Origin of the sequence: Nonomuraea antri (genome assembly GCF_013283785.1) — a bacterium.
Taxonomy (GTDB): Bacteria; Actinomycetota; Actinomycetes; order Streptosporangiales; family Streptosporangiaceae; genus Nonomuraea; species Nonomuraea antri.
This window is the reverse complement of record NZ_JABCPZ010000073.1, coordinates 1-25414: the sequence shown is the minus strand read 5'-3', so window position 1 is coordinate 25414 and position 25414 is coordinate 1. Positions and strand designations below refer to the sequence as shown.

30 protein-coding genes are annotated in these 25414 nt (G+C 68.0%); 19 read left to right on the top strand and 11 right to left on the bottom strand.

The window, feature by feature from the left end:
• Positions 1–2 precede the first annotated feature (2 nt).
• Positions 3–3107 carry a BTAD domain-containing putative transcriptional regulator gene (locus HII36_RS23905; RefSeq protein WP_217369879.1) on the bottom strand — a complete coding sequence of 1035 codons (3105 nt, stop codon included), beginning with the start codon at positions 3105–3107 and terminating at the stop codon, positions 3–5.
• Positions 3108–3162: 55 nt separating this feature from the next.
• Between HII36_RS23905 and HII36_RS23900 the strand changes: the two genes are divergently transcribed.
• The 6 genes from HII36_RS23900 to HII36_RS59270 all read left to right on the top strand — a co-directional run bounded on the left by HII36_RS23900 (position 3163) and on the right by HII36_RS59270 (position 5643).
• Complete coding sequence (locus HII36_RS23900) at positions 3163–3831, top strand: hypothetical protein (RefSeq protein WP_173525469.1); 669 nt, start codon at positions 3163–3165, stop codon at positions 3829–3831.
• A 151-nt stretch (positions 3832–3982) separates the two neighbouring features.
• Complete coding sequence (locus HII36_RS23895; RefSeq protein WP_173525468.1) at positions 3983–4345, top strand: carboxymuconolactone decarboxylase family protein; 363 nt, start codon at positions 3983–3985, stop codon at positions 4343–4345.
• A 217-nt stretch (positions 4346–4562) separates the two neighbouring features.
• A complete protein-coding gene (locus tag HII36_RS56850; RefSeq protein ID WP_236003806.1) occupies positions 4563–4769 on the top strand; it encodes a hypothetical protein in 207 nt (68 codons plus the stop codon).
• 93 nt (positions 4770–4862) lie between these two features.
• A complete protein-coding gene (locus tag HII36_RS56845; protein ID WP_236003805.1) occupies positions 4863–5195 on the top strand; it encodes a tyrosine-type recombinase/integrase in 333 nt (110 codons plus the stop codon).
• A gap of 3 nt (positions 5196–5198) precedes the next feature.
• Positions 5199–5315 carry a DUF6349 family protein gene (locus HII36_RS59275; RefSeq protein ID WP_407940825.1) on the top strand — a complete coding sequence of 39 codons (117 nt, stop codon included), beginning with the start codon at positions 5199–5201 and terminating at the stop codon, positions 5313–5315.
• The gene (locus HII36_RS59270) at positions 5293–5643 is read left to right on the top strand and encodes a DUF6349 family protein (protein WP_407940824.1); all 351 of its coding nucleotides are present in this window, start codon (positions 5293–5295) and stop codon (positions 5641–5643) included. The genes HII36_RS59275 and HII36_RS59270 overlap by 23 nt, the downstream gene beginning before the upstream one ends.
• A 122-nt stretch (positions 5644–5765) precedes the next feature.
• On the opposite strand, the gene HII36_RS23885 is transcribed toward HII36_RS59270, so the two are convergent.
• Together HII36_RS23885 and HII36_RS23880 are read right to left on the bottom strand one after the other, a co-directional pair.
• Positions 5766–6293, bottom strand: coding sequence for a hypothetical protein (locus HII36_RS23885; protein ID WP_173525467.1), 528 nt, complete (start codon positions 6291–6293; stop codon positions 5766–5768).
• The gene (locus HII36_RS23880) at positions 6290–6919 is read right to left on the bottom strand and encodes a hypothetical protein (RefSeq protein ID WP_173525466.1); all 630 of its coding nucleotides are present in this window, start codon (positions 6917–6919) and stop codon (positions 6290–6292) included. The genes HII36_RS23885 and HII36_RS23880 overlap by 4 nt, the downstream gene beginning before the upstream one ends.
• Before the next feature lie 293 nt (positions 6920–7212).
• On the opposite strand from HII36_RS23880, the gene HII36_RS23875 reads away from it, so the two are divergent.
• The 4 genes from HII36_RS23875 (at position 7213) to HII36_RS23860 (ending at position 9825) form a co-directional block, all read left to right on the top strand.
• Positions 7213–7689: a hypothetical protein gene (locus HII36_RS23875; RefSeq protein ID WP_173525465.1), complete on the top strand. Its 477-nt coding sequence runs from the start codon at positions 7213–7215 to the stop codon at positions 7687–7689.
• A gap of 319 nt (positions 7690–8008) precedes the next feature.
• Positions 8009–8338, top strand: a complete 330-nt coding sequence (locus HII36_RS23870; protein WP_173525464.1) for an SRPBCC family protein — start codon at positions 8009–8011, stop codon at positions 8336–8338.
• Positions 8311–9264 carry a helix-turn-helix transcriptional regulator gene (locus HII36_RS23865; RefSeq protein WP_173525463.1) on the top strand — a complete coding sequence of 318 codons (954 nt, stop codon included), beginning with the start codon at positions 8311–8313 and terminating at the stop codon, positions 9262–9264. The genes HII36_RS23870 and HII36_RS23865 overlap by 28 nt, the downstream gene beginning before the upstream one ends.
• A gap of 72 nt (positions 9265–9336) precedes the next feature.
• Positions 9337–9825 carry a VOC family protein gene (locus HII36_RS23860; RefSeq protein WP_173525462.1) on the top strand — a complete coding sequence of 163 codons (489 nt, stop codon included), beginning with the start codon at positions 9337–9339 and terminating at the stop codon, positions 9823–9825.
• A 376-nt stretch (positions 9826–10201) separates the two neighbouring features.
• Here HII36_RS23860 and HII36_RS55835 read toward each other — a convergent pair whose 3' ends face one another.
• Together HII36_RS55835 and HII36_RS23850 are read right to left on the bottom strand one after the other, a co-directional pair.
• Positions 10202–10657, bottom strand: a complete 456-nt coding sequence (locus HII36_RS55835; RefSeq protein WP_217369878.1) for a hypothetical protein — start codon at positions 10655–10657, stop codon at positions 10202–10204.
• 181 nt (positions 10658–10838) lie between these two features.
• Positions 10839–11489 (bottom strand): DUF4158 domain-containing protein, encoded by a 651-nt coding sequence (locus tag HII36_RS23850; RefSeq protein ID WP_173525461.1) that lies wholly within the window; start codon positions 11487–11489, stop codon positions 10839–10841.
• A 316-nt stretch (positions 11490–11805) separates the two neighbouring features.
• Between HII36_RS23850 and HII36_RS59265 the strand changes: the two genes are divergently transcribed.
• From HII36_RS59265 to HII36_RS23830, 5 genes are all read left to right on the top strand, one after another.
• Positions 11806–12156 (top strand): trypsin-like serine protease, encoded by a 351-nt coding sequence (locus HII36_RS59265; RefSeq protein WP_407940823.1) that lies wholly within the window; start codon positions 11806–11808, stop codon positions 12154–12156.
• An 851-nt stretch (positions 12157–13007) separates the two neighbouring features.
• Complete coding sequence (locus tag HII36_RS23845) at positions 13008–13328, top strand: tyrosine-type recombinase/integrase (protein ID WP_173525460.1); 321 nt, start codon at positions 13008–13010, stop codon at positions 13326–13328.
• A gap of 51 nt (positions 13329–13379) precedes the next feature.
• The gene (locus tag HII36_RS23840; RefSeq protein WP_173525459.1) at positions 13380–13823 is read left to right on the top strand and encodes a DUF2809 domain-containing protein; all 444 of its coding nucleotides are present in this window, start codon (positions 13380–13382) and stop codon (positions 13821–13823) included.
• Positions 13824–13992: 169 nt separating this feature from the next.
• Complete coding sequence (locus HII36_RS23835; RefSeq protein WP_173525458.1) at positions 13993–14757, top strand: DinB family protein; 765 nt, start codon at positions 13993–13995, stop codon at positions 14755–14757.
• Between the two features lie 56 nt (positions 14758–14813).
• On the top strand, positions 14814–15086 hold the full coding sequence (locus HII36_RS23830; protein ID WP_173525457.1) for a hypothetical protein: 273 nt from the start codon (positions 14814–14816) through the stop codon (positions 15084–15086).
• A 104-nt stretch (positions 15087–15190) separates the two neighbouring features.
• On the opposite strand, the gene HII36_RS23825 is transcribed toward HII36_RS23830, so the two are convergent.
• Positions 15191–15589 carry an MmcQ/YjbR family DNA-binding protein gene (locus HII36_RS23825; RefSeq protein ID WP_173525456.1) on the bottom strand — a complete coding sequence of 133 codons (399 nt, stop codon included), beginning with the start codon at positions 15587–15589 and terminating at the stop codon, positions 15191–15193.
• A gap of 141 nt (positions 15590–15730) precedes the next feature.
• Here HII36_RS23825 and HII36_RS23820 point away from each other — a divergent pair, with 141 nt between their 5' ends.
• Entirely contained in the window at positions 15731–16498 is a 768-nt protein-coding gene (locus HII36_RS23820; protein ID WP_173525484.1) for a recombinase family protein, read from the top strand.
• 18 nt (positions 16499–16516) lie between these two features.
• Here HII36_RS23820 and HII36_RS23815 read toward each other — a convergent pair whose 3' ends face one another.
• The 5 genes from HII36_RS23815 to HII36_RS23795 all read right to left on the bottom strand — a co-directional run bounded on the left by HII36_RS23815 (position 16517) and on the right by HII36_RS23795 (position 21208).
• Positions 16517–16783 (bottom strand): hypothetical protein, encoded by a 267-nt coding sequence (locus tag HII36_RS23815; RefSeq protein WP_173525455.1) that lies wholly within the window; start codon positions 16781–16783, stop codon positions 16517–16519.
• 505 nt (positions 16784–17288) lie between these two features.
• On the bottom strand, positions 17289–18881 hold the full coding sequence (locus tag HII36_RS23810) for a site-specific integrase (RefSeq protein ID WP_173525454.1): 1593 nt from the start codon (positions 18879–18881) through the stop codon (positions 17289–17291).
• Between the two features lie 6 nt (positions 18882–18887).
• On the bottom strand, positions 18888–19193 hold the full coding sequence (locus HII36_RS56840; RefSeq protein ID WP_236003804.1) for a helix-turn-helix transcriptional regulator: 306 nt from the start codon (positions 19191–19193) through the stop codon (positions 18888–18890).
• A 327-nt stretch (positions 19194–19520) separates the two neighbouring features.
• Positions 19521–20405: a TRM11 family SAM-dependent methyltransferase gene (locus HII36_RS23800; protein WP_173525453.1), complete on the bottom strand. Its 885-nt coding sequence runs from the start codon at positions 20403–20405 to the stop codon at positions 19521–19523.
• A complete protein-coding gene (locus HII36_RS23795; protein WP_173525452.1) occupies positions 20405–21208 on the bottom strand; it encodes a hypothetical protein in 804 nt (267 codons plus the stop codon). The genes HII36_RS23800 and HII36_RS23795 overlap by 1 nt, the downstream gene beginning before the upstream one ends.
• Before the next feature lie 1002 nt (positions 21209–22210).
• On the opposite strand from HII36_RS23795, the gene HII36_RS23790 reads away from it, so the two are divergent.
• From HII36_RS23790 to HII36_RS23780, 3 genes are all read left to right on the top strand, one after another.
• Positions 22211–23281 carry a hypothetical protein gene (locus HII36_RS23790; RefSeq protein WP_173525451.1) on the top strand — a complete coding sequence of 357 codons (1071 nt, stop codon included), beginning with the start codon at positions 22211–22213 and terminating at the stop codon, positions 23279–23281.
• Between the two features lie 289 nt (positions 23282–23570).
• Positions 23571–23978: a pilin gene (locus tag HII36_RS23785; RefSeq protein WP_217369876.1), complete on the top strand. Its 408-nt coding sequence runs from the start codon at positions 23571–23573 to the stop codon at positions 23976–23978.
• A 2-nt stretch (positions 23979–23980) separates the two neighbouring features.
• The coding region (locus HII36_RS23780; RefSeq protein ID WP_173525450.1) for a type IV secretion system protein at positions 23981–25414 on the top strand (1434 nt) is incomplete at its 3' end.

The window sequence follows — 25414 nt, the reverse complement described above, 5'->3', positions numbered from 1 at the left end:
TCTCATCCCGCGACCGGCCGACCGGCTTGCCCGGCCAGCCGGTCGATCGCGTCTTGGCGCGGCATCTCCGCGCCCCTGTTGAACGCCTCGTGGAAGCCGTCCTCGCCAAGCTGCTCGATCAGCGTGGCGAGGACGGCGCGCAGCGCGGGGTCGCCATGGTCGAACAAGCCGCGGATCACCTGGCTCGACCCAAGCACCGTGGCCGCGCCTTCCGCGTCGCCCTCCAGAGCGAGGAGCCTGCCCAGCCACTCGGCCGCCGTGGCCGTATGGCTGGCGCTCTCGAACGCGAACACTCCACGCAACGCCTGTGGAAACAGCTCACGCGCCCGCGCGCTGTCACCCTCGGCGATCAGGAGGGATACCCGACCGCCCGCGATCAGATCATGGACGATCTCCGTGGGCATCGGCAGCCGGTGCGCGAGTCCCTCCAACTCGTCGAGCGCCTGGTGGGCCGGCTCGTACGAACCGGACCAGCGAAGAACGGCGGCCCGGGCGTTCAGAAGACGGGCCTCCACGTGTCGGTGGCCGCGCCGGCGTGCCTGATCATGAGCTGCCTCGACGTCGCGTAGCCCGCCTGCCAGGTCGCCGCTGCGCGCCCGCGCGGACGCCAGCCGGTTCTTGGACGCGTACACGTGCTCCTCGGTGCCGAGCTCGGAGCTGATCACCACAGCTCGTTCCGCGGCCGCGATCGCCTGCGGGTACCGGCCTCGCATGTCCTCTGCGACGCTGATGGCCAGCAGGCACATCACCATGCCCCACCGGTCGCCCACCTCCTCGAAGGCACGCAACGCGACCCGTTGCCTCTGTGCGGAGTTCGCCATGTCGCCCTGCTGGGTGCTGATGTAGTCCTGCGCCCACAGCGCACTGGCCCGCGTCCACGGGTCGGAGGAGTTCAGCGCGTGCTCCAGCTCCGCCCGGCTCTGATCGGCGGAGGCCAGCCGCGACAGCTTGAACAGCGGCACAGCCGGATGAAAGCTCAGCGCCCGCTCGCCGAGTGCGACCGGCCGTGAAGGAGTGTGTGCCTCGGCGGCCACGCCCCGCACCACCTGGAAGGCGGACAGCGTGTCCGCGGGCAGCTCGTCGCCGAAGGCCAGCACCTCGGTGAGGAACGTTTCGAACTGACTGCTCAAGCCTTTGATACCCCAGTACCAGAACAGCGCGCGGACGAACCTGGACGCCGTGAGAGCGTCCCGGGCGGCGATGGCGGTCCGCAGCGCGTAGACCAGGTTGTCGTATTCTGCGTCGAAGTCCGCGATGGCGCGCAGCTGATCCCGGGTACGCAGCAGCGGCTCACGCTCCTCGGCGAACGCCAGGAAATATCCGGACAAGCGGCCGGCGATGTCGTCCCCCGACTCGGTGAGCCTGGCCGTCGCGTAGGCACGCACCGTCTCCAGCATCCGGTATCGCCCCTCGTGCTCCTGAACGAGGGACTTCTCCACCAACGCTCCCGCCACACCGAGGGCATCCTCCGCCGGCAGGGATTCGTCCGTGCAGACGGCCTCCAGCGCCGCCAGGCCGGCACCGCCCGGGAAAGCCGACAACCTGCGCGCCAGTATCCGCTCCGGCTCCTCCAGCAGGTCCCAGCTCCACTCCACCATCGCCAACAGCGTCCGCTGCCGCGGCAGGGCGGTCCTGCTTCCCGAGGTGAGCAGCCGGAACCGGTCGTCGAGCCGCCGCGCGATCTCCGCGGCGCTCATCTGACGCAGCTTGGCCGCGGCCAGCTCCAGCGCCAACGGCATCCCGTCCAGCCCGCGGCAAATCCGCATCACGGCGCCGATGGTGTCGTGGTCGAGCGCGAAGCCGGGACGTACGCTGGCCGCCCGATCCACGAACAGCCGCACCGCGCCGGTCCGCGCCACCTCGGCGAGATCGGGGTCCGGGTCGAGGTCGGACGGCGGCAGCTCCAGCGGCCCCAGGTGGCACAGCGCCTCCCCGATGATCGCCAGCGGCTCCCTGCTGGTAGCCAGGATCTTGAGCTGCGGCAGCCGTACCAGCAATTGCTCGGCAAGCTCGGCCGCGGCCTCCACCAGGTGCTCGCAGTTGTCCAGCAGCAGGACGGCATCGCCGACGTCGAGCAGTTCGACGATCTTGTCGACCGGGGTGACCTGCTGCGGCTTCGCGCCGTTGAACATGTTGCCCGATGGGCCGAGGCTGCTCAGGACGGCCTCGGCCAGCCGTTCAGGCTCGCTCACCGTGGCCAGCGGCACGAACCACACGCGCTCGCGCTGCAGGGAAGCCGCCTCGAGCAAGAGCCTCGTCTTGCCCGCACCGCCCGGCCCGACAATGGTGACCAGGCGCGCGCTGCTCAGCAGCTCGGCCACCTGGGCCAGCTCGGCCTCCCGGCCGACGAAGCTGGTCAGCCGCGCGGGCAACCGGCTCGGAGTCGCCTCCGCGCGCGCCGCCGGCCGCTCCAGTTCGCCGCGCAGCAGCGCCAGATGGAGCTGCTGCAGGTCCGAGGAGGGATCGACGCCGAGGTCGTCACCCAGCCTGCCGCGAATGTCCTGATAAACCTCGAGCGCGTCCGACTGGCGCCCGGCCGCCGACAGAGCACGCATCCGCAGTCCTGCCAGCCGCTCGCGCAGCGGATGCTCCTGGGCGGCGGCGCCGAGATCAGCCAGCACCTCCGCATGCCTGCCCAGGCGTAACTCGGCCTCGAACCGATCCTCCGCCACGGCGGCACGCAGGTCGTGCAGCCGGGTGGCGGCATTGCGGGCGAACGCCGCCTCGCGGACGTCCGCGAGCGCCTCGCCGCGCCACAACTCCAGCGCCGACCGCAACAGTGCCGCTGCCTGTCTGTCCTGGCCCGCGGCCAGTTCGCGGCTGCCCCGTACGGCCAGCTCCTCGAATCGATGCGCGTCCACGGCCTGCGGGTTCACCGGCAGCCGGTAGCCGCCTGCGGTCAATTCGACGGCACCCATCTCTCCGAGCGCCTTGCGCAACCTGGATACGAGGCCCTGCAACGCGGCGTTCGCTCCCGCGGGCGGCTCGTCATCCCACAGATCCTCGATCAGCGACTCCACCGCCACCGGGCGGCCGGACGCGAGCGCGAGCCGGGCCAGCAACATGCGCAGGCGGGTGCCACCGATTTCGACCGGCTTCCCGTCCATGGCAGTAGCCTCAACCGGACCCAGCAAGACAATGTGCACGTCCAAAGCTTCTCAAATGCGGATCAATTCCGGCCACTACAGTCCACATTTCGGCCCACTGATGAGCGCTGACGGAGGCTGTCTGCGTCGTGACAGGACCGCATCAGCGCATCCCACCATCGTCTACGGCATGACCACCACTGAAGTTCGCGCCGACATCCGCACCCGCACCCGCACCGTCAACGTCGCCGTCGCCCTGCAATTCCTCTTCGCCCTGGCCTACCTGATCGTCCCGGTCGCCGGCCTGATCTTCGGAGCCGACGTGCAGGCCGCCGCCGAGGCCGAACTGGCCGGGCAGGGCTTGTCGCCCACGATCCTGGCCGACAAGGGCATTCGTTTCGACGAAAGCGGCACCGCCCTGGTGATCCCGGTCGCGACCGCCGCGATCGCCGTGCTCCTGGCCTGCCTCAACCTGGCGGGCAAGCGCGCCGGCCGTATCCTCACCTTCATCTTCCAGCCGCTCTTCGTGATCATGGACGTCCTCATCCTCTTCAGCCAGTCATCGCAGGTGCAGTACCTGCAGTCGCTGCTGGGCGGAGGCGCCGACGCGCAGGCGGTGATCGACGCGGCCTACGGCGCCTATCCGGCCTGGCTGCTGACCATCACCGACGGCCGTGGCGCCTTCACCGTGGCGGCATCGCTGGTCGTGATCGTCCTGATGCTCCTGCCGTCCGGGCGCAAGTGAACCATCGACCCATATCCGACAAGCCCCGCTCAGGAATCGCTGAGCGGGGCTCTCGGCTTGTCGCAAGTGGCGCATGATGTGTAGCCGGCCTGCCCGCGCCGGCCGGTCCTCGGACGCCAGGGCGCAGGCGGCACCGGCCTTCGCCACCGCGGTGGTTAGTGACCGTGGCGGCGTCAGCGATGCCGATCTGAAGGCCGCTCGGGAGGAGGGTCTGTCCGACGGTGAGATCGCCGAGGTCGTCGCGAACGTGGCTCTGAACGTCTTCACCAACTACATCGACACGACCGCCGACACCGACATCGACTGGCCGGTCGTCCGCCACGACAGCTGGGTCATCTCGTCGATACCTCGGAATTTCCATGTGATCAGGTGGGGCGTTCCTTTACTCGGGAGGAATGGAAGCGGTACATGCCGCCTGGTCCTGCGTACCGAACGAGCTGCTAACCGGGCATGCGCCCGGAGCCGCTCGTCCATCGTGAGTGCCCCCGAGGTTCTCAACCGGACCATCAGCTGAACCAGCCACGCACATCGCTGCGAGCTGCATCACCTACCTGATCGCGCATCACAACACGCCCCGCTGCCGAGAGCGTTGGCTGCAGGTGATAACGGCCTCTTATCCCGTACATGAGCGATCATGGCCGTGCGGCGACCAGGGGAACCTTTCGTCGGGACGGTGCGCGACTCCGGCACGCTATCCGGTACATCGCCGCAGGCCTCTTACAGCGGGCGGCATGAGCGCCGCGCCGAAGATCACCGCCCTTCGCGGCGGGCGCGTCACGCTCACCGACGCCTTCCTGGCCACCCCGCGCACGGCTAACCCCAACACCCACCGCGCCTACGCCTCCGCCGTCGACCGCACCATCGCACTGCTCGGCCGCGACCGGCCGCTCGCCGAGGTCACCGACGCCGAGATCGGCGCCGCGCTCGCCGAGCTGTGAAGCCGATGCGCGCCGGCGACCTGGAACCGCAACCGCGCCGCCATCACCTCCTGGCTCACCTGGTGCCAGGCCAAGAAGCACTGGGCCGCCCCGTTGGTCCCGGCCGAGGCCGAAGGCCGCAAGGAAAGCGCGGATGAGACCCGAGCGGTCGTCAGGACCACCATCCACCGGCTGCTGTCGCGCCACGACATCCCGCTGCGAGAGAAGACACTGTGGCGGATGCTCTACGAGACCGCCGCCCGGGCCGCGGAGATCCTCTCCCTGAACGTCGACGACCTCGACCTGGAGCACCGGCGTGCTCCCGTCCGTTCCAAGGGCGGCGCCATCGAGTGGGTGTACTGGGACCGCGGCACCGCCCACCTGCTGCCCCGTCTGCTCCACAAGCCCCGCTCCGCCTACTCATGCCACATACGGGAGGAAGTCTGACATATGGCTATAAATACCTACCGGGCGGCTTGCCTGCATTGCGACGACTTCGAGGTACCGGTACGCAACCGCGAGAACACCGCCGGGGAAGACGCGCATGACCACGTCTTCCCCGGCTGACGCGCCCTGCCCGCCCTGGAGTCCCTGCCCTACGACGCCAGCGAACGGGCCAGGACCCGCTGGATCGAGCAGGCCGTGCGCGCCTACCCGGCCGGATGGTTCGACCAGGGCGGCCCCGATCATCACCTACCGCAGCCCCGGCGGCACCCGGCACGTCCCCGGACACGCGCCGGGCGGCGGCTACGACATCGAGACCGGGAGAAACTGTGGGAGCGCGGAGAGCTGGTCGAAGACGCGGTTGACGACGGCGGCCTGCTCAGCTGTGCCGGCGCGGAAATACCGAGCCGAGGTGGCGAGGGCGGGGTGGCCGAGGAGGGCCTGGACCTGAGCGACGTCGGCACCGCCTTCGCAGCCGGGTGGCGTAGGTATGGCGGAGCCGGTGGGGGCGCAGGCCAGGGAGCTTGGCGTCAGCGCCGACGGCCAGCACGACCTGGACGATCCCGGAGATGGTCAGGGCTCCGCGCTGGCCGGTCCACAGCAGGCCGGGTTGGCGGCCGCGGATGTCGAGCCATGCAGTAATGCGGGCCCGTGCGGTCGGTGGGATCGGGACTGTGCGGACTTGGTCGCCCTTGCCGTGCAGGCGGAGTGCCGGTGCGGGCGATGATCGCGACATCGTCGACCTCCAGCCGTGCGCACTCCTCCTCGCGGGCTCCGGCATACAGCAGGACTGCGATGATCGCCGCCCCGCGGGGCACTGCGGCGGGCGGCGGCGCGTTCGACGGCACCCTGCTCGGTGGTGGTGAGGGCGTCGGGCTCGCCAGGTTTGGGGACGGTAACGTCGGCGAAGGCATCGTCGTGCTCGATACCGGGACCGGTCAGCCACGACACGTAAGTGGCGGCCTGCCGCTTGTAGGCCTTGACCGTGTTGGCCGACAGCTTGCACCGGTCGAGGTGACGGTGCAGGGCGGCCAGCGCCCGGCCGGCGGCGGAAGCGATGTCGCCGGCATCGGGGCGCAGCGCGACGACCTCGGCGCTCATCGGCCGTTCGCCTCCGGCTCGTGCCCTTCGTCGTCGGGAGCGGTGTCGTCACGGTCGACGTCGGCGTGCCCGTCGGCGAGGTAGGCGTCGCGGGCGGCCCAGTCGTCGACCCCATCCATAAGAGGCGGTAGCCCCCTGGTGATCCATTCCACTGGGTAGGGTCGTGCGGGCTCGTCCACGATCGTCTCTGCCTCCCGCCCAGGTGCCGACGGTCGACCGGCAAGGGCGTCGCGCGCGGTAGCTTCGGCGCTCCAGGCATCGCCCATCTGGTGCAGGAGCTGGCCGCTGCGCTCCAGCCCGGCGTCCAGCAGGCGCATGGACTCGGCGATCAGGATGCGTCCGCGCCGGTCGAACTCGGTGTAGGCCGCGTCGTACGCGGTGCGGGCGGTGGCGATCGCCGCCTCGTCGCGGCTCTGCTTGGCGGCTTGCAGGGCGTTGTCGGCGGCCGAAACCCGCTCGTGCAGGGCCTTGTGCTCGGCGGCCAGGTCGGTGTGCAGGGCGCGGCCAACGAGGTTCTCGGCTCGGCTGACCACCTCGAGCTCGGCCAGGGCCCGCTGTTGAGCGTCGGCGTGGTCAAGCCACTGATCGATCTCTGGTCGGCCGGTCCGGCCCTCGGGTGTCTCCACGCTCGCCACCGTCCTTGTTATCCGCTGAGTTTCGCCCCGGCCTCCACGGGCACGGCGACGGCGTTATCCGCTGAGATGCTGGCGCTCCCAGCGGATAATGTCTGTTATCCGCTGAGAATTTCCGAGGGCGATGCAGCTTTGGCGATATGTAAGCCCATGGCCAGCGAGATCGGCAAGAATCCGCACTGTGTCCGCAGACGCGCCCACGGTCCATCAGCTCCGTGTGGTGCTGGCCGGGATCAGCCCCGCCAGGCGTATCTCGACCTCGACCGGCACGGCTATCATCCATGATCGTGTCGATGTGGTTGAACCTGGCGAAGATCGATGTCGAGCTGCTGGAATCCGTTCGGGCGAACCCCGACCTGATCGGCGCGATCTTCTTCGACGACGGGCGGGCGCCCGTCGGCGTCCATCATGAAGCCGATGTGTTCGCAGAGGACTACCGAACCCTCGATGCCATCGCACAGGGCAGAGCCGAGGCCGAGCATGAGAGTGCGCAGTGGCGGGAGTGTTATCCCTGGCTCGCGGCGGCGACCGGCGAGACCGGTGCGAACGACGTGGAGGGCTACGAGTTCGGCTACGGCCCGGCGTTCGTCCTCGATCCCGGCCAGGTGACGGCGATCGCGCAGGGCCTGATAGGCGAGGGGTGGGGATTCGGCGGCGCTCGACGGGACGCGGCGGATGGCGCCTATGAGGGGTTTGAGGACCTCGGGCCGTTCTACGCGGCGGCGGCACGAGAGGGCAAGGCCATCGTGGGCGGGGTGAGCTGACCCGCTGCCGTGTCTTCTCGGTGTTGAACGCCCGGTCCGCCGCGCGAAACCCCCAGTGATTGTGGGCACGAGTTCCGGCCCCACCTTGGACGGCTCTTGGCCCCACATGTCGATCTTGGACGTTCCAGAGTTCGGGTCAGTTCTGGCCCCACCCGCCATGGCCGGCGAAGGCTTCAAGCAGCTACGACAGGGAGCAGCCGGGTGGGGCCCAATCTCGTGCCCCCAACTTCCGGCGATCAAGGGGTGGGGCCGGCCCACAGCCAAAAGTGGGGCCAGCAAATGTCCGTACCACCACCCCCGGATAGGCCGACGCCTCGACATGCAGCTCGTCCGGATGGCACCTGGCTTCGTCACCGACAGCCGACTCCACGAACCGGACGTCCGGATCGTCACGTTCGTCGACGGAACCATGGTTCGGGAGCGGCTCGTCGCGCTCGACGATGAGCCGCGCCGGCTCGTTTGCTCGGTCATCGACGGCACCATGCAGCCGTCGCACGACAACGCGTCAATGCAAGTCGTCCCACACGGGGACGGCCGCAGCCGGTTCGTATGGATCCACGACGTGCAACCGGACGAGCTCACCGGCCCCATGGGCGCCGCAACATGGGCATTCTTGGTGACATGTCTGGCACCTCTGCACGATTGCTGAATCTGCTGTCTCTGCTCCAGGCCCCGCGCGACTGGCCGGGCAGCGAGCTGGCGGAGCGCCTGCAGGTCAGCCCGCGCACGATCCGCCGCGACGTCGAGCGGCTGCGCGACCTCGGCTATCCGGTACACGCGACGATGGGCGGCGAGGGCGGCTACCGCCTGGTGGGGGGCACCGCCATGCCGCCGCTGCTGCTCGACGACGAGGAGGCCGTGGCCATCGCCATCGGCCTGCGCACGGTGACCAGGCATCCCGTCGCGGGCATCGCCGAGGCGTCCGTCCGCGCGATGGCCAAGCTCCAGCAGGTGCTGCCGTCCCGCCTGCGGCACCGGGTCGGTGCACTGACCACCGCGACCGAGGCCCCCTCTCCCTTCTCCGGGCCGGACATCGACCCGGAGATCCTCACCGTGATCGCCGGAGCCGCAGCCGGCCACGAGCGGCTGCGCTTCGCCTACGAATCGCGCGACGGCACCGCCACCAGGCGGCTGGTCGAGCCCTACCGACTGGTCACCGTGGGCAGGCGCTGGTACCTGGTGGCCTTCGACAACGATAGAGACGACTGGCGGATCTTTCGCGTGGACCACGTGAGCGAGCCCCGCCCGACGGGAGTACGGGTGCCGCCGAGGACGCCGCCGACCGAGGACGCCGCCGCCTTCGTCACCGCCAGGCTGTACTCGACGGCTCCCACCTACCGCGCCGTCGCCACCCTGCACGCTCCGGCGGAGTGGGTGGCGGCCCGCCTCGGCGACGCCGCGGGCGAACTGGAGCCGATCGACGCCGGCACCTGCCGGCTGTCCGGGCAGAGCGACACCCTGGAGTGGCTGGCATTCCGGCTGCTCGCGCTCGGCTGCGAGTTCGAGGTGCACCAGCCGCCCGAACTGGTCGACTACCTGCGTGAGATGGCCGCCAGGACACTCCGTTCCGTATAGGACAGAAACCGACCTACACCAAAGTTAGTGTCATCAGCTCACGCATTCCCGCATGCAGAGGAGCTGCCCGAGATGTCTGTCAAGGCGATCCCCGAGGGTTACACGACCGTCACGCCGTGGATCATCTCCCGCGACACGGCCGCGGTCATCGACTACCTCCGAAAGGCGTTCGGAGCCGAGGAACTGGGCCGGGTGATCGACGCCCGCGGAGTGATCGGGCACGCCGAGGTCCGCATCGGCCACGCGATCGTGATGCTCTTCGACGGCGACCCGAGTTGGCCGGCGACGCCCGCGTTCCTTCGGCTGTACGTCGAGGACGCCCACGCCGTGCACCGCCAGGCGGTCGAGGCGGGCGGCGTTTCCATCTCGGAGGTCACCCATCTGGCCTTCGGCGACCTGGTCGGGCGGGTGCGCGACCCATTCGGCAACGTGTGGTGGATCCAGACCCGCATCGAGGACGTGACGCCCGAGGAGATGGAGCGACGCTTCGGCGACCCGGAGTTCACCGCGGCGATGGAATACATGCAACGCCCTGAGACCGAGATCTTCCCCCGGAACTGAACCTCGACCGGCCTGGGGTACGCCTTTGGCGACCGGGGGCGATCCGGCCGGTTCGCCTGCCACCGCGCTGTCAGTTCTGGCCACTTGTCGAGCTCACGTACCGCCGCGTCATTCGGTCGCGTCATTCGGTCGGTATAGAGAAGAAGGCCAATCTGGACGCGAAGACATTTCGCGTTCCACCAGCCTGCCTCGGGAGCTCCAGCCGGGAAACGATCATCTCGTCGCTGGGAAGCGATCTTGACTGCTCGTCCGTCCCAGGTCCGCCCAACTCGTGAACACTCCCAGGTCCAGACCGGCCGGCGACCTGTAACCCCAGGCCGCGCACCAGACGGGCCCCGACCGATCCGAGTTCGGTCGGGGCCCGCCCGCGTCATCATCAACACCCCGCCCGCCGACAACAGCGGTCACCCCGCATCGGCATGCCGGCACGTAGGACGCTGCTGGTATCCGCCGGGGACACCGGTGCCGACCGCCGCCAGAACGCCATCGAGTCACGGAAATGCCCGCCCAGGGTGTGCCACGACAGCCCCGGATACTCCGCCCGCAGTGCCGCCAGCCCCGCGGCCGCCAGCCCGCACCGCTGCAACTCCGGCTCGGTATGAGGCTGCTCCACCCACCCCAGCCCGCAGCGCAGGCACACCCGGTAGTCGACCGCGAAGACCTCTTCACCATCGAGATTCGCGGCCCGCTGGCGCCACCCGGTGCGCTCGGGCGACACGGTGTCCTGCCACGGAGTGTCCAACTGCGGCACCGCCGGCCGCCCGCGCCGCCGCCCCAGCCGCCTCCCGGTCAGCCACTCAACAGCCTCCCGCAACGGCTCACGCCCGGACACTCGACCCACCTCGTGCGCCCGCCCAGCCAGCCGCCGCGCCGCAAGGCGATCACTCTCACTCACGATCCGTCCTCGGCTTCCTTCGGGGCGCACTCCACGCAGTCGGCCGTACCGTGCACGCGACACAGATCCAGCCACTCGATCAACTCGGCCGCGACCTCACCGACACCGACAGCCCCGGTCAGCCGACATGGCTCCGAGACCTTCTTCCCTGGCGGCACCTCCAGCAGCAGGTCCAGCCCCGCCCGCTGCTGCCGCTGGGCAGCGCGGCCAGGGTGTCGTGCAGGTCCCGCGTGGCCCGTTCCCGCTCGCGCGCCACCAGCCGGGTCAGCGTGCTGATCCAGGGCAGCAGCACATCGTTCTGCCGCAGCCAGCGCACCGCGTACTGGAAGCACGCGGTCGGGCCGTCGCCGGTGTTCCACGCGTGCGCCCGCACCTTGCCCGCCAGCTCGGACTCGGCCGAGGCGAAGTCCTTCAGCCCGAACGCCTTGGCGATCTCCCAGGTGTGCTCCAGCCGCGTCTTGTCCCGCTCGGTGTAACGCTTCACACAGGACGGATCCTCGATTCCCAGCTGGCTGGCGACGACGTCCAGGACCTCGTTCGGCACCTCCAACGGGTCGGCCAGGAAACACCCCCGGTAGCGAACGGTCACGAGCTGGAGAGCGAAGTCGCACCGGATGTGCCGGCCGCGATGCCCCTTGATCAGGGCCATGTCCTCGTTGTCGAGAAAGAAGATCTTCTCCATCTCGGCCCGGGAGGGCGGACCGTCGTAACGGCCGTACTTCGGGTCCAGCCGAGATACGAGCAAAACCGGCCATGAGTCGATCTTCATGAGGGAAGTCGGTCGGATTAGGTGGCGCGGTGACCTGGGCGTGATGCTGCCCGGGATTCACAAGCCGGGATTCGGCCAAGGCTTCCTGCGTAATCTCGGAAGTCACAAGAACCTGGTGCGACCGGTTTCGTCTACGACCTGGACGCGCCGCTGGATGACATGGACATTCAGCTCGATCCGATCACGGAGGGTGTGACTGTATAGGAGGGCGGCGCAACCGAAACCAGTGAGACCGCCGCGGACGGTGGTGTTCCGGATACGCCGTTGACCGCTTCCGGCTGCCTCGAAGTCAAGGCTTACCTCTCGTCAAGCGATCATGTTAGCTTTCCGGCGTCATACATCCATCGCCCGATCTGCGGGCCCCAAGGTAAACGACTCCGTATGCAAGTTCGGTTTCCGGACGGGACGTAGTTGCGGCACTGTCACCGCACTGAACCAGACCAGCCCGTCCGGAGAAGCCGGAGGCCTCGTGAGAACCAACATCCCAGCCGAGAGCCTCGCAACGTGCTATCGAGGCGACAGCGGTGGGCCGTTCCACCGGGACGGCGGGGAAGCATATGGGGTGCTCCGCGGCTACGTCGAGGACAGCAGCGGCAACCCGTGGTGTGCTTTCACCCCCGTGAACCGTTACTACAACGGGGCCCGTTACTACGTGTGGACCCGTTGACTGAAGCCAGGTGGCCGATCAAGTGATCGCGATCATGTGATCGGCCACCTGGCACTTGATGTACTCGAAGGAAGGTGATGACGGCCATGAAGCACGCGACGCTCGCCGCCGTCTTCGCGGCCGCCGTCAGCTTGACCGCGTGCACTGGCAGCGGGCAAGCTTCAGGCGACTCCGTATCACCATGCCCGACTGGCCTATGTCAGGAAACACTAGGCACCGACCCGATCATCCTCGTGCACCACCGCAAGGACAGTCACATGATGCCGCTGACCGCACGGCTTCAGTGGGACGACAGCACATCCTGCTTGATTATCGCCGCAACCAACTACCGCCCAGAGCGAGCCGCCGTTCCCTTGTGGCCGAAGGGCACGAGGCCAGTACGTACCGCCGACGGCAGACGAGGGATCATCACCCCTGCTGGGGAGCAGATCCTTGCAGGGGACACATTCACCGGAGGCGGCTCCTGGATTCGCCTCGACTCACCCCTCTATGCGCAGATCACGCCGCCTGCGGGATGCGGCAGGCCTGGAGCCTATTTCACAATTGATCCAGCAGACCTATGGCGGGCGTAACAGCCGTGAGCGGTCTCGAAGTCTGGCTCACGGGAGTGCTGCAGCTTGCGCAACCATACTTCCGAGATCGACGCCATCTCGGAAGTACACTCCCAGGTGTGACTTCCGAGATCACGTGTGACTTTTGTTGGTAAGTGGCGGCGAATCTTCACCAATCGACGAGCAGGAGAGGCCCGTACAGGGGAGGGCGGCCGTGGTCAGTTGTACGACCCGACCGCCCTCGGTTCAGCGTGTCACTCGTTGTTGATCAGTTTCTCTCGACTAAGAGGCTGATCAGCCATGTGGCAACCCGGCCTGCTGTGGACCGGCCAGCGCGGAGCCCTGACGATCTCCGGGATCGTCCAGGTCCTCCTGGCCGTCGGCGTCGACGCCAAGCTCCCCGGCCTGCGCCCCCACCGGCTCCGCCATACCTACGCCACCCGGCTACGCGAAGGCGGTGCCGACTTCGCTCAGGTTCAGGCCCTCCTCGGCCACGCCTCCCTCGACACCTCGGCTCGGTATTTCCGCGCCGGCACAGCCGAGCAGGCCGCCGTCGTCAACCGCGTCTTCGACCAGCTCTCCGCGCTCCCACAGTTTCTCCCGGTCTCCTACCCGATGTAACTGACACACTGACCTGACGCAATCAGCACGCCGCCATCAGGGACGAGCTCTATGATCAGGTTCGTCCTGATCGCCGAGTTCGGAGAAGATGTCAATCTCATGCGCCGCGCCATGGTCCTTCTGGGTGGCGTTGCCCTCACCGTCGGCGCATTCACCCTCTGCTACCGGGGCCCGGGAGAACCGTTCATCCGCGGTTACGTGAGTGACGTCGGCGCCACCATGCTGGTCTACGCGTTCTTGGGGCTGCTGTGGCGCACCACCGCCGCACGCCGCGCCCTAGCCACGGCCGTGATCGCCGCCGCCGTCGAGTTCTACCAGATAGTCGGCATAAACCCGCCAGGCATCGGCGGTGTCCTGGTCGGCGCGTTCCCCGACCCATGGGACCTGGTCGCCTATGCTATCGGCGTGGTCGTGGCTCTGGCCTGGGAACGCCGATCGGTCCGATCCGGAGAACAGACCGGCGGACCCTCGGACGCCATTCCACCGGCACACTGACGGTACGGATGCCCCCACAGCAGTGAGGTCATCGGGTTCGTGCTGCGCGGCCAACAGAAGTCCAGGTGAGCGGCCATCAGGGGCAGGTCCCTGAGACCGGACGCAACACGCAACCCTCATGTTGTGCCATTCACTGGCACGGGCGGGACGGATACGGGAAACTGTCCCAATGCCAGCTGAGTACACCCAAAGTGACCAGTTCCATGGTGCCCGCATCCACCTGAGCGACCTCTCCAGCCTCGAGATTCGCGATTGCGACGTCACCGGCCTGAAGATCGTGGACTGCTATGGGGGCAGCCTCTCCCTCGGTGGCGGCTTCGAGCGTGTCGTTGTCAACGACGTCGACGTGACCGCCTACGTCGAGGCCGAGCTCGACCGGCTGCATCCCAACCGGGTGCTGGCCCGTGAGGCCACGTCCGTCGCCGAATACCGGGCCGCTTGGGATGCCATCGAGAAGCAATGGGAGGAGACGCTCGACCGCGCCAGGCGCCTACCCGAGGCGAAGCTGCACGAGCAGGTCGACGGCGAGTGGTCGTTCGTCGAGACGCAGCGGCATCTGCTGATGGCCAGCGATGCCTGGATCGGCAACGCCGTGCTCGAGGAAAACGCGCCGTACCACCCGTTGGGCCTTCCATACAGCGGGATGCCGGCCGAAGCATCGGCGAAGCTCAAGCTCACCCTCGATGCCACCCCGACGCTCGACGAGGTACTCGCGCCGCGGCTCGCCCGCATGGCCACGATGCGCCGGGTCGTCGACGAGCTCACCGAGGCCGAGCTCGACCGGGTATGTGGTCGCAAGCCGGCGGACCCCTATCCGGACCGGGAGTACGTCGTGCGCCGCTGCCTCACGGTGGTGTGCAAGGAAGAGGCCGAGCATCACCGGTATGCGGTCCGCGACCTCACCGTGCTCGAGGCCGGTGCCCGAACCGAGTGAAGGCGCGTCCCGGCAACGGACGGCGATCTCACGATCCTGCGCTTGACCAGCCCATCTTGCTGTCGGAGCCCCTCATCGCGCCCGCGCTGCCCAGCCAGGGCGCGGTGCCGACCGGCGAGGTAGTCACGACCTGCTACGGAAAGGCTGGCAATGCGGGCTTCCCCAACGAACAACGCGAGGTCTTCCTCGATGTCACGCCGCGGTGGACCTGCGAAGGCATCCACCAGTTCGTGAAGCCGATCACGCCCGGAATGAACTGCACCGCAAATCCGGCCAGACGGCCGGAGCATGCGGCACTGGGTGATGTCGTCATCGGAATCGTCTCCTGAAATATCTCTGGCCAGTGCGGCAACCCGACCTATCCCACCGTGAATAGGAATGTTTCTCAGCACCGAACCTGGATATGCGGCAACGTGGGGAGGTAGCCGGCGGTTCATCCCCCTGCCTTCAGCCGGAACGCGAGGTGGCGGGGCGCCCGCACGCGATAGCTGTCCGTCACCAGCTCGGCAACCTCGACCCAGTCCGTCTCGTCGTCCAGCACCATTCCCACGACATTCACCCCCCAGTCGGCCCGGAAGAACGGAGGGCCGGCCTGCGCCAGCGCGGCCAACTCCCCAGGCGGCGCCCGGAAGGTCATCAGGATGGCCGGATCGTCCAGATCGATGTACGCCGACCCCCTCACGTCGGTGGTGTAGACGTGCAGGAACGTCCGCCGGCGAATCCGCCACCGCAGGCCGATCCACGCCGGCTCCTCGTACGCCTCGGGCAGCTCCCCGCAGATCACCCGGAACCGGCCCACAACGGCGGGTGGAACGTCCGCGATGTCGTTCATCTGTACCTCCCGCGCCCATCCTGCCCGCCGGGTAGGACATCCCCCGGAGACTCTGATGTGCGTCGTAGGACTATCGGGCCCTGGGCGCGTGCTTCACGTGGCCGATCTTGACGCCCTGGATGGCACGCCGGTGCTGGACATATCAAACCGTACCTCCGCGAGTTCGCGCCGCAGGACGAGGTACGGCCGCCCGTCCCCTCGCTCGCCAAGGCCCTGACGGTTGTCACCCCGCCGATCCGCAAGCCGGGCACTCCGTGGGTCGAACTGCCCCGCCCCGCAAGCTCCGGCGCCGAGCTGAGCGGGCACGTCCGGATCGGGTACGCTCGCGCGTCCACAGCCCGGCAGTCGCTCGACACCCAGCTCGACTCTCTCACCGCCGCGGGCGTGACGAAGATCTTCTCCGAGAAGATCTCAACCCGCGCCGTCAGTCGTCCCGAGCTCGACCGTGCGGTGGAGTTCGCGCGGGAGCTGCGGGCCGCCGGCCTCGGTGTCACGCTAGTGGTCCACGAGCACAAGCGCCTCGGACGCGGCCTGGCCCTGGCTGAGCTCGCCGAGCAGCTCAAGTCCTATGGCGTCGCCCTGGAATTCCTCACCGGCGAACTTCAGGGCAACCACGACCCGTCCGGGATCGTGTTCACCGTGCTCGCCGCGCTTTCCGGCATGGAACGCGAGCACATCCGCGACCGCACCCTGGAAGGCCACGAGTCAGCCCGTACCCGCGGCCAGACCATCGGCGGCGCCACCGTCACCGACGACGCCATGCTCTCCCTGGCCCTCCACCTGCGCGAGATCGCGGCCAAACTCGTCATCACCAAGGGCAAGAAGAAGGGCCGACATCCCTCACCCGCGACCGTCCTGCGGATGCTCCGCGAACACGACGAAGCCGATGAAGATCATTCTCACCGCTAACGGCTGTACCGCTGTTCCTCAACCCCGGCCACCGCGACCACCCGCATCACCGAACTCGACCAGCAAGCCAGCCACCAGCAGCACGAGCTCACCGACCTCCGTCGTCAGCTGAAGGAACAACAAGCCCGGGCCCGGCAAGCCGACCAGGCCCGCGGCACCGCCACGGCGCACGCCCAGGAGATCGACCGGCTGCGCCAGGCGCTCACCGCCGAACAGCAGCAACGCGAAGAGGCCGTCACAGCCGCCGCCGTGGCACAGGCACTCCTGCGCGAGCAACAATCCCATCGCGCATCTGATCAGCTCGAAGCCGAAGCTCCTTCTGGCACCACGACAAAAGCACCAGCAGCACCGGACTCATAATCCGTGGGTCGTGGGTTCAAGTCCCACCCGCCCTACTCACCCACACCCCATCCGACCTGGGGTTTCTCGGTTTCCTAGCGCCTCGTGGCGCCTTGTTGATCATGATGGGTTGCTCGCCGGCTGCTCGCGGGCACGGACCGGGCACAACGGTAGATCGTTCAAACGGCCAATCCCAACGCAGACCCCACAGAGGAACACGAGAACACCAAGCCAGAAGCGCCGCCGAGCTCGCCATTCTCTGGAACGCCCAACACCGCCTCAAGCACGGATCAAACCGCATCGACAGGTGGTCACACCCTCAGACGCCCTTCTCGGTCGACGACTCCGGCAGCGTACTTTTGATCCGCTGGAGAACATCAGGCCCGATACGGCGGGAACAAGCAGGGCAGGCCCGCTGCAACCAGCGGGCCTGCCCGACGAGTGTGCGGTTTCAGTTGGCGGTTGCGTCCGTTCTGGGCGGCAGACTGACCAGGCGGGCCGTGCCCGCGCTCTGGGCCCCGGTGGTGATGAGGGCGGCGGTGGATTCGGCGGCGGCCCGCGCCACCTGCGGGAAGACGCTGGTGTAAGTGTCGCGGGTGAAGGTGCTGGAGACGTGCCCGAGCGTCTCCTGAACGATCTTGAGGTCGACTCCGGCGGCGAGCATCAGCGACGCGGCTCCGTGGCGCAGGTCGTGCAGCCGCACCGGCGGTAGACCTGCCTCATAGGCCAGCAGGTAGAACTGGTCGCTGGCGTGCTGCGGGTGCAGCGGCCGTCCGAGTTCGTCGGTGAAGACGAATCCGCTGTCGGCCCAGGCCTGCCCTGCCGCGAGTTGCTCGGCGGCTTGGCGTTTGCGATGGGCTCGCAGGATGGTGACGCTCTCAGCATCGAGGGCGATGGTGCGGTCGCTGGCCTCGGTCTTGGGTCTGCCTTGGATGGGCTGCCAGCTCAGCTGGGTGATCTGCCAGTGGACGCCTGCGGTGCCGGCCTCCAGGTCGACGTCCTTCCAGCGCAGCCCCACCGCCTCGCCGCGTCGGAGCCCGCGCAGGGCGATCAGCCGATACAGGGCATGCAACCGGTGCTGCTGGGCTTGGGTGAGGAAGGCGGAGGTGTGAGCGGGGGTCCACACCATCACCGGTGAAGGCCGGGGCGTGGAGATGTAGACGCCGATGGCGTTGACGCGGCCGTCGCGCCGCCGCCGTTCGGCCTCCAGGCGACGATTCAGCTCCCGGTTCCAGTCGGCCACCCGTTCGTCGGTCCACACCAGGGCCTTGGGGCGTTCGGCGTCGGGCAACTCGACCACAGCGGCCGGGTTGAAATCGATCAGCCGGTCCTGTTTGATCGCCACGTTCAGAGCGTGCCGGAGGGTGGCGCGAATGCGGTGCATCGTGGCCGGGCCTACCGTGCGCCGGTATTTCACCTTGGCCCGCTGCTCCGCATCCCCACTGGCACGGGCGCTGGTGATGACGTCGTTGAACTCCTCGATCGCGTCGAACATGCCCGCGATGTCGGAGATCCGCAACCGGTCCAGGCGAATGTCCCCGAGGTAGGGGGTGAAGTAGAGGCGGATGTGCGCCTCGTAGGAACGGCGGGTGGTGGCGTCGATCTTCCGCTTGCGACGCAGGAACTCGATCATCCACTCCCCGACGGTGACGGTGGGGTTGAGGTCCTGGCGGGTGCGCACTTTGCGCCGTACCTCTTCCAGCGGCGGCAGTGCCCTGGTGTCTTTGAGCGTGGACAGCATCAGCTCGGTGATCTTTCTGAGCACGTGCGGGTCCTCATCCAGCTCCAGCAGCGCGCGAGCGTGCTTCAGCTCGGCCTCGGCCTCCTCCATACCGGTGAAGCCGCTGCGGCGAAGCGGGTTGCGCCGCCGTCCGTCGGCGTGCGGGGGCAGCTCCAGTTGGTAGGCCCATTTGCCGTGGTTGCTGTTCCAGCGCTCTGCGCCGCCTCCTGCGGTGCGGCGCAGCTTCGGACAGGACTTGCCCAGCCGTTTGCCGGTGAGTGCGTCCTTGCAGGAGCAGGTCTTGTAGGTGGATCCGTTCGCCACCAGGAATCATCCCTTCGTCTCGTGGCCGCGACGCTCGCCGTCGCGGTAGCCCAGCAGCGCCCGCACCTCGTGGATCGGGACCGCATACCGGCCGCCGATGCGCAGCACCCGGCAGGGAAACTGCCCAGTTCTGGCCAGCCGGTAGGCCTTGGTGCGGCCCATGCCCAGCAACCGCCCGGCCGCGACCACGCCCATCACCACCGGCTGGCCGAGATCCGCCGCCAAGCCGGGCGTCACGTCGCGTTCTGCCCTCTGTGGCAGTCGTTCGAGCTGCTGCGCGGATGGGATGGGCGTCGGTGTCGTGGCTGTCATGATCAATCACCTCCGTGGAGAAGGGGCAATGTGCTCTGCGGTTGCGCGGAGAGCAGGGCGGGTAACAGGGCAGGCCCCCGCCCGGGGCCGCTGCATGGGGCGCGACGGCACCCCGGCACGTGTAGCGGGCGCTGCGCCTCGGCCTGGACCCGTCCGGCACCCCAGGGGTGTGATGGCCGTTGCGTCAGCGACGAGCCGTGTCACACCCCCAGCGGGGCGCCCGTCGGAAGGCTCCGGGCCGGTGGCGGTGGTATCGACGCCCACCTTCATGGCGCGCGTCAAGCGAACTCCGCTGGTTGCGCCCGCCCGAACCGCCCTGGCCCCCGGTCACCCCTCGCGGCCGCCTACTGCCGAAGTCGAGCCGTGCGACGCGTCGCTGAGTGAGAAGATCAGCAGGTCCTCGTGAGCGATGGCGTGGATGGGCAGGCCTCGCGCCCAGCCCTTGCGCGCCTCGTGCATCTGGAAGAACGAGGCCCGGTTCAGCAACCGGCCCTTACCGAGCCCGCACAGCAGGCACACGATCCGATCAGCGAGCACCAGACCGGCCCGCGTCGCGATCTTCTGTACTTGGCCGGGCAGATCGATCAGTTCGCCCCGCTGCCGATAGGGGCGTACGGTCACCGCCACCACCCCGCCCGGCCGCAGCAACTCGGCGCAGCCGGACAGGATTCGGCCGAAGCCGTCCAGCAGCACCGGCAGGCTTTGGTGGGCGAGGTTGGCCCGGTCCTTCGAGTAGCGCTGGTTGCGCTTGTGAATGCCGGGCTCCCCGCTGTCCCGGCTGGAGCGGATGTGGCCGTGAGTGGCCGCCCCGTACGGGGGCGAGGTCAGTACCAGCGCAGCCCGCCCGGCCAGATCCGGCAGCAACCGTTCGATGCCCCGCGCATCGCCAGCGATCACCGTGCCGGAACCAGTCGCGCCCTGGCGGCGGGCGTGGGCCAGGTTGGCGACCGCGAGCTTGGCCCAGTCCTCCTCGTACTCCACCCCCGCCGCGTCACGATCCAGGTGGACGGCCTCGACCAGGGTCGTGCCGATGCCGCACATCGGGTCGATCACGAGATCGCCGGGCCGGGTGTAGGTGGAGATCACCTTCGCCGCGATCGCAGGCAGCATCTTGCCCGGATGCCTCATCGATTCGGGCAGATACCGACCTCGCCGCTGGTTACGGGATTGCTGCTGACCCGTCGCCCACACGGACGTGGTCACTGCGCTCATCACTGCACTCCTTCCGGCCAGGTTCGATCGCCCAGAACGGGGCCGTCGACCTCGGGGATGCCGAGAGGCTTGCCTGACGGCTTAGTGAAGATCAGCAGATCGGAATGGACACGAACGCTGGCGGGCAGACCGGCACGAGCCGACTCCCCTGACATTGCTGGGCACCAGGCCGCGGGCGCCTCGATCGGCTCGCCCGTCACCCGCACCCGGAGTGCGACGATGTGCTGCAGATACACCAGGCCCGCATGTCGTGCCTGCACGATGATGCGCGGCGTCGGGTCGGTGACCCCGTGCTCGGTCCTGTGCAGACCGGTCACCACCACCAGGTGACCGCCCGGCTTCACCAACTCCGCTGCTCGCGCCACCTCGCTCGTGCTCGCGTGCTCGTACGTGCCGGTTTTCGTCGCCGGCTCCTGCCTCGTATCGCTCGGGTGGCGGTTCTGCTTGAGCACCACCAATGCCGCCTGCCTGGCCAGGTCGCGCAGGGCCGTGAAGTTGGTGTCCGGATGGGTCAGGCGCAGGTCGGCCGCCTCCAGGTCGTGGTCGGAATGGGTGGTGGCCAGGGCCTTGCCGATGACTCCCGCCAGCGCCGGGTCGGTGATGGTGGCGGCAGCACGGCAGCCGAGCGCCAAGGCTGTGGAGGCGACATGGTCGTCGGCGGCATCCAGGTCGATCACGAGGCCACCGAGCCGGGTGCACGCGGTCACCAGGTGACGGGCCAACGGCGCGCTGACCGGGATGCAGCAGCCGCTGCGGCAGGCCGTCACGCTCTCGGTGTCGGCCGCGGCCAGCCAAACGCTCAAAGGCAGATGCCCTGGAACGACATCATGGGCGGTCCGGGCGGAAGTAGTGGTTGTGGGATCGGCGATGAAGCGGTCGAAGTACCGGGAACGAGTGGGTGATGTCACGGTGGTGTGGCCCGATCACCAGGGCCACCTGGTCCCTGTCATCTATCTAAATACCTGTGCTCAAGCCCGAGTTAGGACACGGCGCAAGGTAAGGATTCAGCCATGCATGCGCTCACCGTGACGACACGGGAGGCGTGCACCTTCCACTTCTCTCAGCAGCCCCGCTGATCTGCATATTCGTCCTGCGAGTGGTCGGCTACTGAATGATGAGCAACCTGCACGGGCTCGGTTTGGAGGGGGCCGGCCCGGCTCCCGGGCGCGGGCCACCCGAGCGAGGGTGCCCGCGCCCACCGCCATCCGACGGTCAGCGCACTCACCTCGCTAGCCGTTCTCGCAGGTCAGAGCACTTCCGTACAGTTTCCGGACACTGCTCGGACAACGGAAGCGACCCACGGAACAAGCAGTCGACATCCCGGTCCGGCAGGCGTGCCGGAACTCCGGACAGGCCCCCGGCTATTCGAAGACGTTGGCGCACCTCGCACTTCGCTTCGACGGCTGGCGATACAGCCGGGAGAAACGCAGCTCCAGCACCCCGGCACTCGGCGATAACCGGCACCCTGCAACGCGGCGGCATCTGTCTCCGGCAATACGCCGGTGTTGCCCTGGATGCTCACCTACGAGATCACGTTGACATCCCCCGGGACCACGGATGCGGACGAGACGGCCCACCGTTTGTCGTGCCCACACCTCCGCTGGCGTGAGCACGACCACAGGCCGGGCATTTGCCTGAGGCACCATGCTCCCCTACTCAGAAGATCACGGAAACGGCCTCGACCGCTTCTCAGGCTGTCTCTCTTGTCTCCTCACGGCTGCGCCGACTGATCAACTTCGCTGAGATGGGCGCAGCAGAAGCCCGCTGCCACAGTTGACGCGTTCTTTGCCCTTCAAGTTCAACTCGTGCTGTATCCGCAGGTCAGTGCGCTTCTGGCCATGAAGCGGACACAAGGCGTACCGGCCGTTCCTCCCGGTTGCAGACAGCGCTCGAAGAGGGGGCTGCCTTGTTCGGGCGGGGATTTCCACCGCTCCACGGGACTTTGTTTGATCTTTATCAGGGCCGGATTCTGTCCGGTTCTCGTCCGCTTCCTGTACGAGGCCTCTGGCGGGATGAGCAGCGTCCGAATCCGCTCACCTCGTTCGGGGGTCGTCATGTTCCACGCTCAAGCCCGCGCCGCGCTCAACACCACCCCTCCCTCCACCACTGCCGACGGAGACAACCACGGCGGCGAGACACCAACCGTTCTCGCGGACGCATCGGCTCTTAAGGCCGCCGAGCTCGCCTTCACGCTGCTCATGCAGGGACCGCAACCGCTGTCAGTCGATGGCACCGCTCTCGGGCCCGAATTGCCCGCCCGTCCGATCCCGCTGGACGAGCTGCGGACCATCCTGCTGCACCCGTCCTGCAATCGAGCGACCCGCGATGAGGTGTGGCGGCACCTCATCGCGCAAGCACGCACCCACCGGGACGCGTGGATGGTGGCCGCCGCCGCTCTCGCCCTCCCCATGCTGCGCCGCCTGCTCAAGGCCCTGACCGAGACGATCAACGTCGAACGGGAGGACCTGGAGGCCGAGGTACTGGCCTGCTTCATGCAGGCGCTGTGCCGGGTGGAGTTGTCCTGGTCGAATCCGGTACTACGGCTGTCTCGGCTGACCCAGTTCGCCGTTCTACGCGCCCACTGCTCTGACCAGCCCGAACCGCTCTCCGATCCAGAACGCGACCTGGACCGCCGGGCACTCGCCTACCCCTGCGGTCATGCGGATCTGCTGCTGACCCAGGCCGTCGAGCTGGGCATCATCAGCGCCGAGGCGGCTGAGCTGATCGGGTTCACCCGCCTGGAGAACATCCCACTCAGCGCCTACTGCCGCCGCCGGGGCCTGCTCTACTGCACCGAGCTCAAGCGCCGCCAGCGAGCCGAAGCCCGTATTCGCCAAGCTCTGATCGCCGGGGAGCTGTCCAGCGATCCCCAGTAGAAGCGCGGCCCAAGGAGCAATCGCATTTCGAGGCCCTGGTTCAGGAACGAGCAAAATCCATCGGCCTCGATGTCTGAACTCGGCCCTTCGACCTGGTCTTTCAAGAGATGTAAGGCAGCGCGGACAGGCACCCGGACCCGGCCAAGGCGCACCTCGGCCACCGGTTCCTGTCACCACCGGACGCCACCCGCCGCATCGAAGGAGGACGCCCGCCCGCTCCGGCCGGGTTCGGGACTTCCGCGCCGCCTTACATGCCCGACACGCCTCGGACGTTCACCTGGAGGCAGCCGTGATCCCACGCTCCCGCTTCACCACCCGCAAGGCCCTGCTCATCGCCGCCTTCGTCCTGGCCACCGTGGCGATGGGGACGCTCATCGAATTTGGTCTGGCCCACATCGCCAATGCCGCCATCAGCCCGGATGAGTTGTGGAGCGCGGCCAAACCGTCACCAAAGGAGAAGGAGCCCGCCTCGCTCAACCGGGTGATCGACAACCTGCGCAACGTCATCGTCGGTCTGCTGGTGGCGCTGGCCACCTTGTTCCTCACCGTCGGCGGGGTCCGTTACATCCTGGCCGGCGGGGACCCGGGCGAGGTGGAGGCCGGCAAGAAGACCCTTCGCTATGCCGGGCTCGGCTACGGCATAGCGGCGCTGGCCCCGCTGCTGGTGAGCATCCTCAAGGGCATCGTGGGGACCTGACCGTGGCCCGCCACCCGTCGCCACCACTGCGCGATGGCAGATCGGGGCACCGGCTCATCGCGGTGATGCTGGCGGTTGCCTGCCTGTTGGCCACGACCGCCCATGCGGCTCCTGTCTCAGCCTCGACGCTCGCTGCCACTCCCTCGCCCACACCCGTGCCGATTGCAGAGCCGACTCCCACACCTTCTCCTCAGGTCAGCTTGATCACGCCGCCCTCCACCTCAGAATCCGAGGGGTGTGAGTGGCTGGATGTCGGCTGCAAGATCAACCAGGCAATGAACCGGTGGCTCGGCTCGATCATCACCGAAGCCGTCACCCCGGTCTTCGTCCTGGTCGGCACCGTGCTGCTGTCCTCGCCGCCGCCGTCGATGCTCGCCCGCGTGCAGGAGCTGTCGGCTCATGTACGGATGGTGGCCAACGCGCTGCTGGTGCTGTTCGTGATGGCGGCCGGCCTCATCGTGATGGCTGGAGGTGGAGGTGCCGGCACCGCGAGCGCTGTCAAGGAAGTGGTGCCCCGGCTGGTGGTGGCTGCGCTTGCGCTCAACCTGTCACTGACCGTCTGCCAGTACGCAATCGAGCTGGCCAACGGCCTGGTAGCCGCACTGCTCGGCGATGGCGTGGACAAGCGGCGAGCCGGTGATCTGCTCGCCGACAAGCTCCACAATCCGTCCGAACTCGTGGATGCGGCGATCTTCTTGCTCTTGATGATCGGCGTCGCGGTGCTGATGGGGCTGATCCTGGCGTTTGTCGCGGTGTTGCGAGTGGCTCTGCTGCTGTTCCTGATCATCGCGGCGCCGCTGGCCCTGTTGTGTCACGCGTTGCCGCAGACGGAGCACATTGCCCGGCTGTGGTGGCGTTCCTTCGCCGGGCTGCTGCTCATGCAGGTGCTGCAGGCGTTGGTACTGATCATGGCGTTCAAGGTTCACTTCACCGACGCCACCGATGCCTTCGCCGTTCCCCCGGACCAGCCGGCGCTCGCATCGGTCAAGCCGACCATGAGCCGCACCATCGATGCTCTGGTGCTGATCGGGCTGCTGTTCATCCTGATCAAGATTCCCGGTTGGGTGGCGCGCTCCATCTGGCACAACGCCCAGCCTCAGCTGCTCAAACGGCTGATCACAGCGGTGATCGTCTACAAGACCTTCGGCCTGGCCAGAACCGCCTTGACCAAGGCCAAGTCACCCAGTGCCCGCGGTTCGCGCCGTTCCGGCCCTCCGCCCGGTCCTGGGGCGGGTACGCGGCGTGGGCCGCACGGCCCACGGCCCACGGGCGGACCAGCGGCGAGAAGAGGAGCCAAGCCCATGCCTTCGACCCCGTCATCCACGCCGCCCGCCGCCACCACCGGCAGCAAGCCGCAACAGCTCGCGCTTCCTCTCGGCCTGCCACACACGTCCCAACAGGTCGGGTCGACATCGGGACGGGGGCGTCAGCTGGCC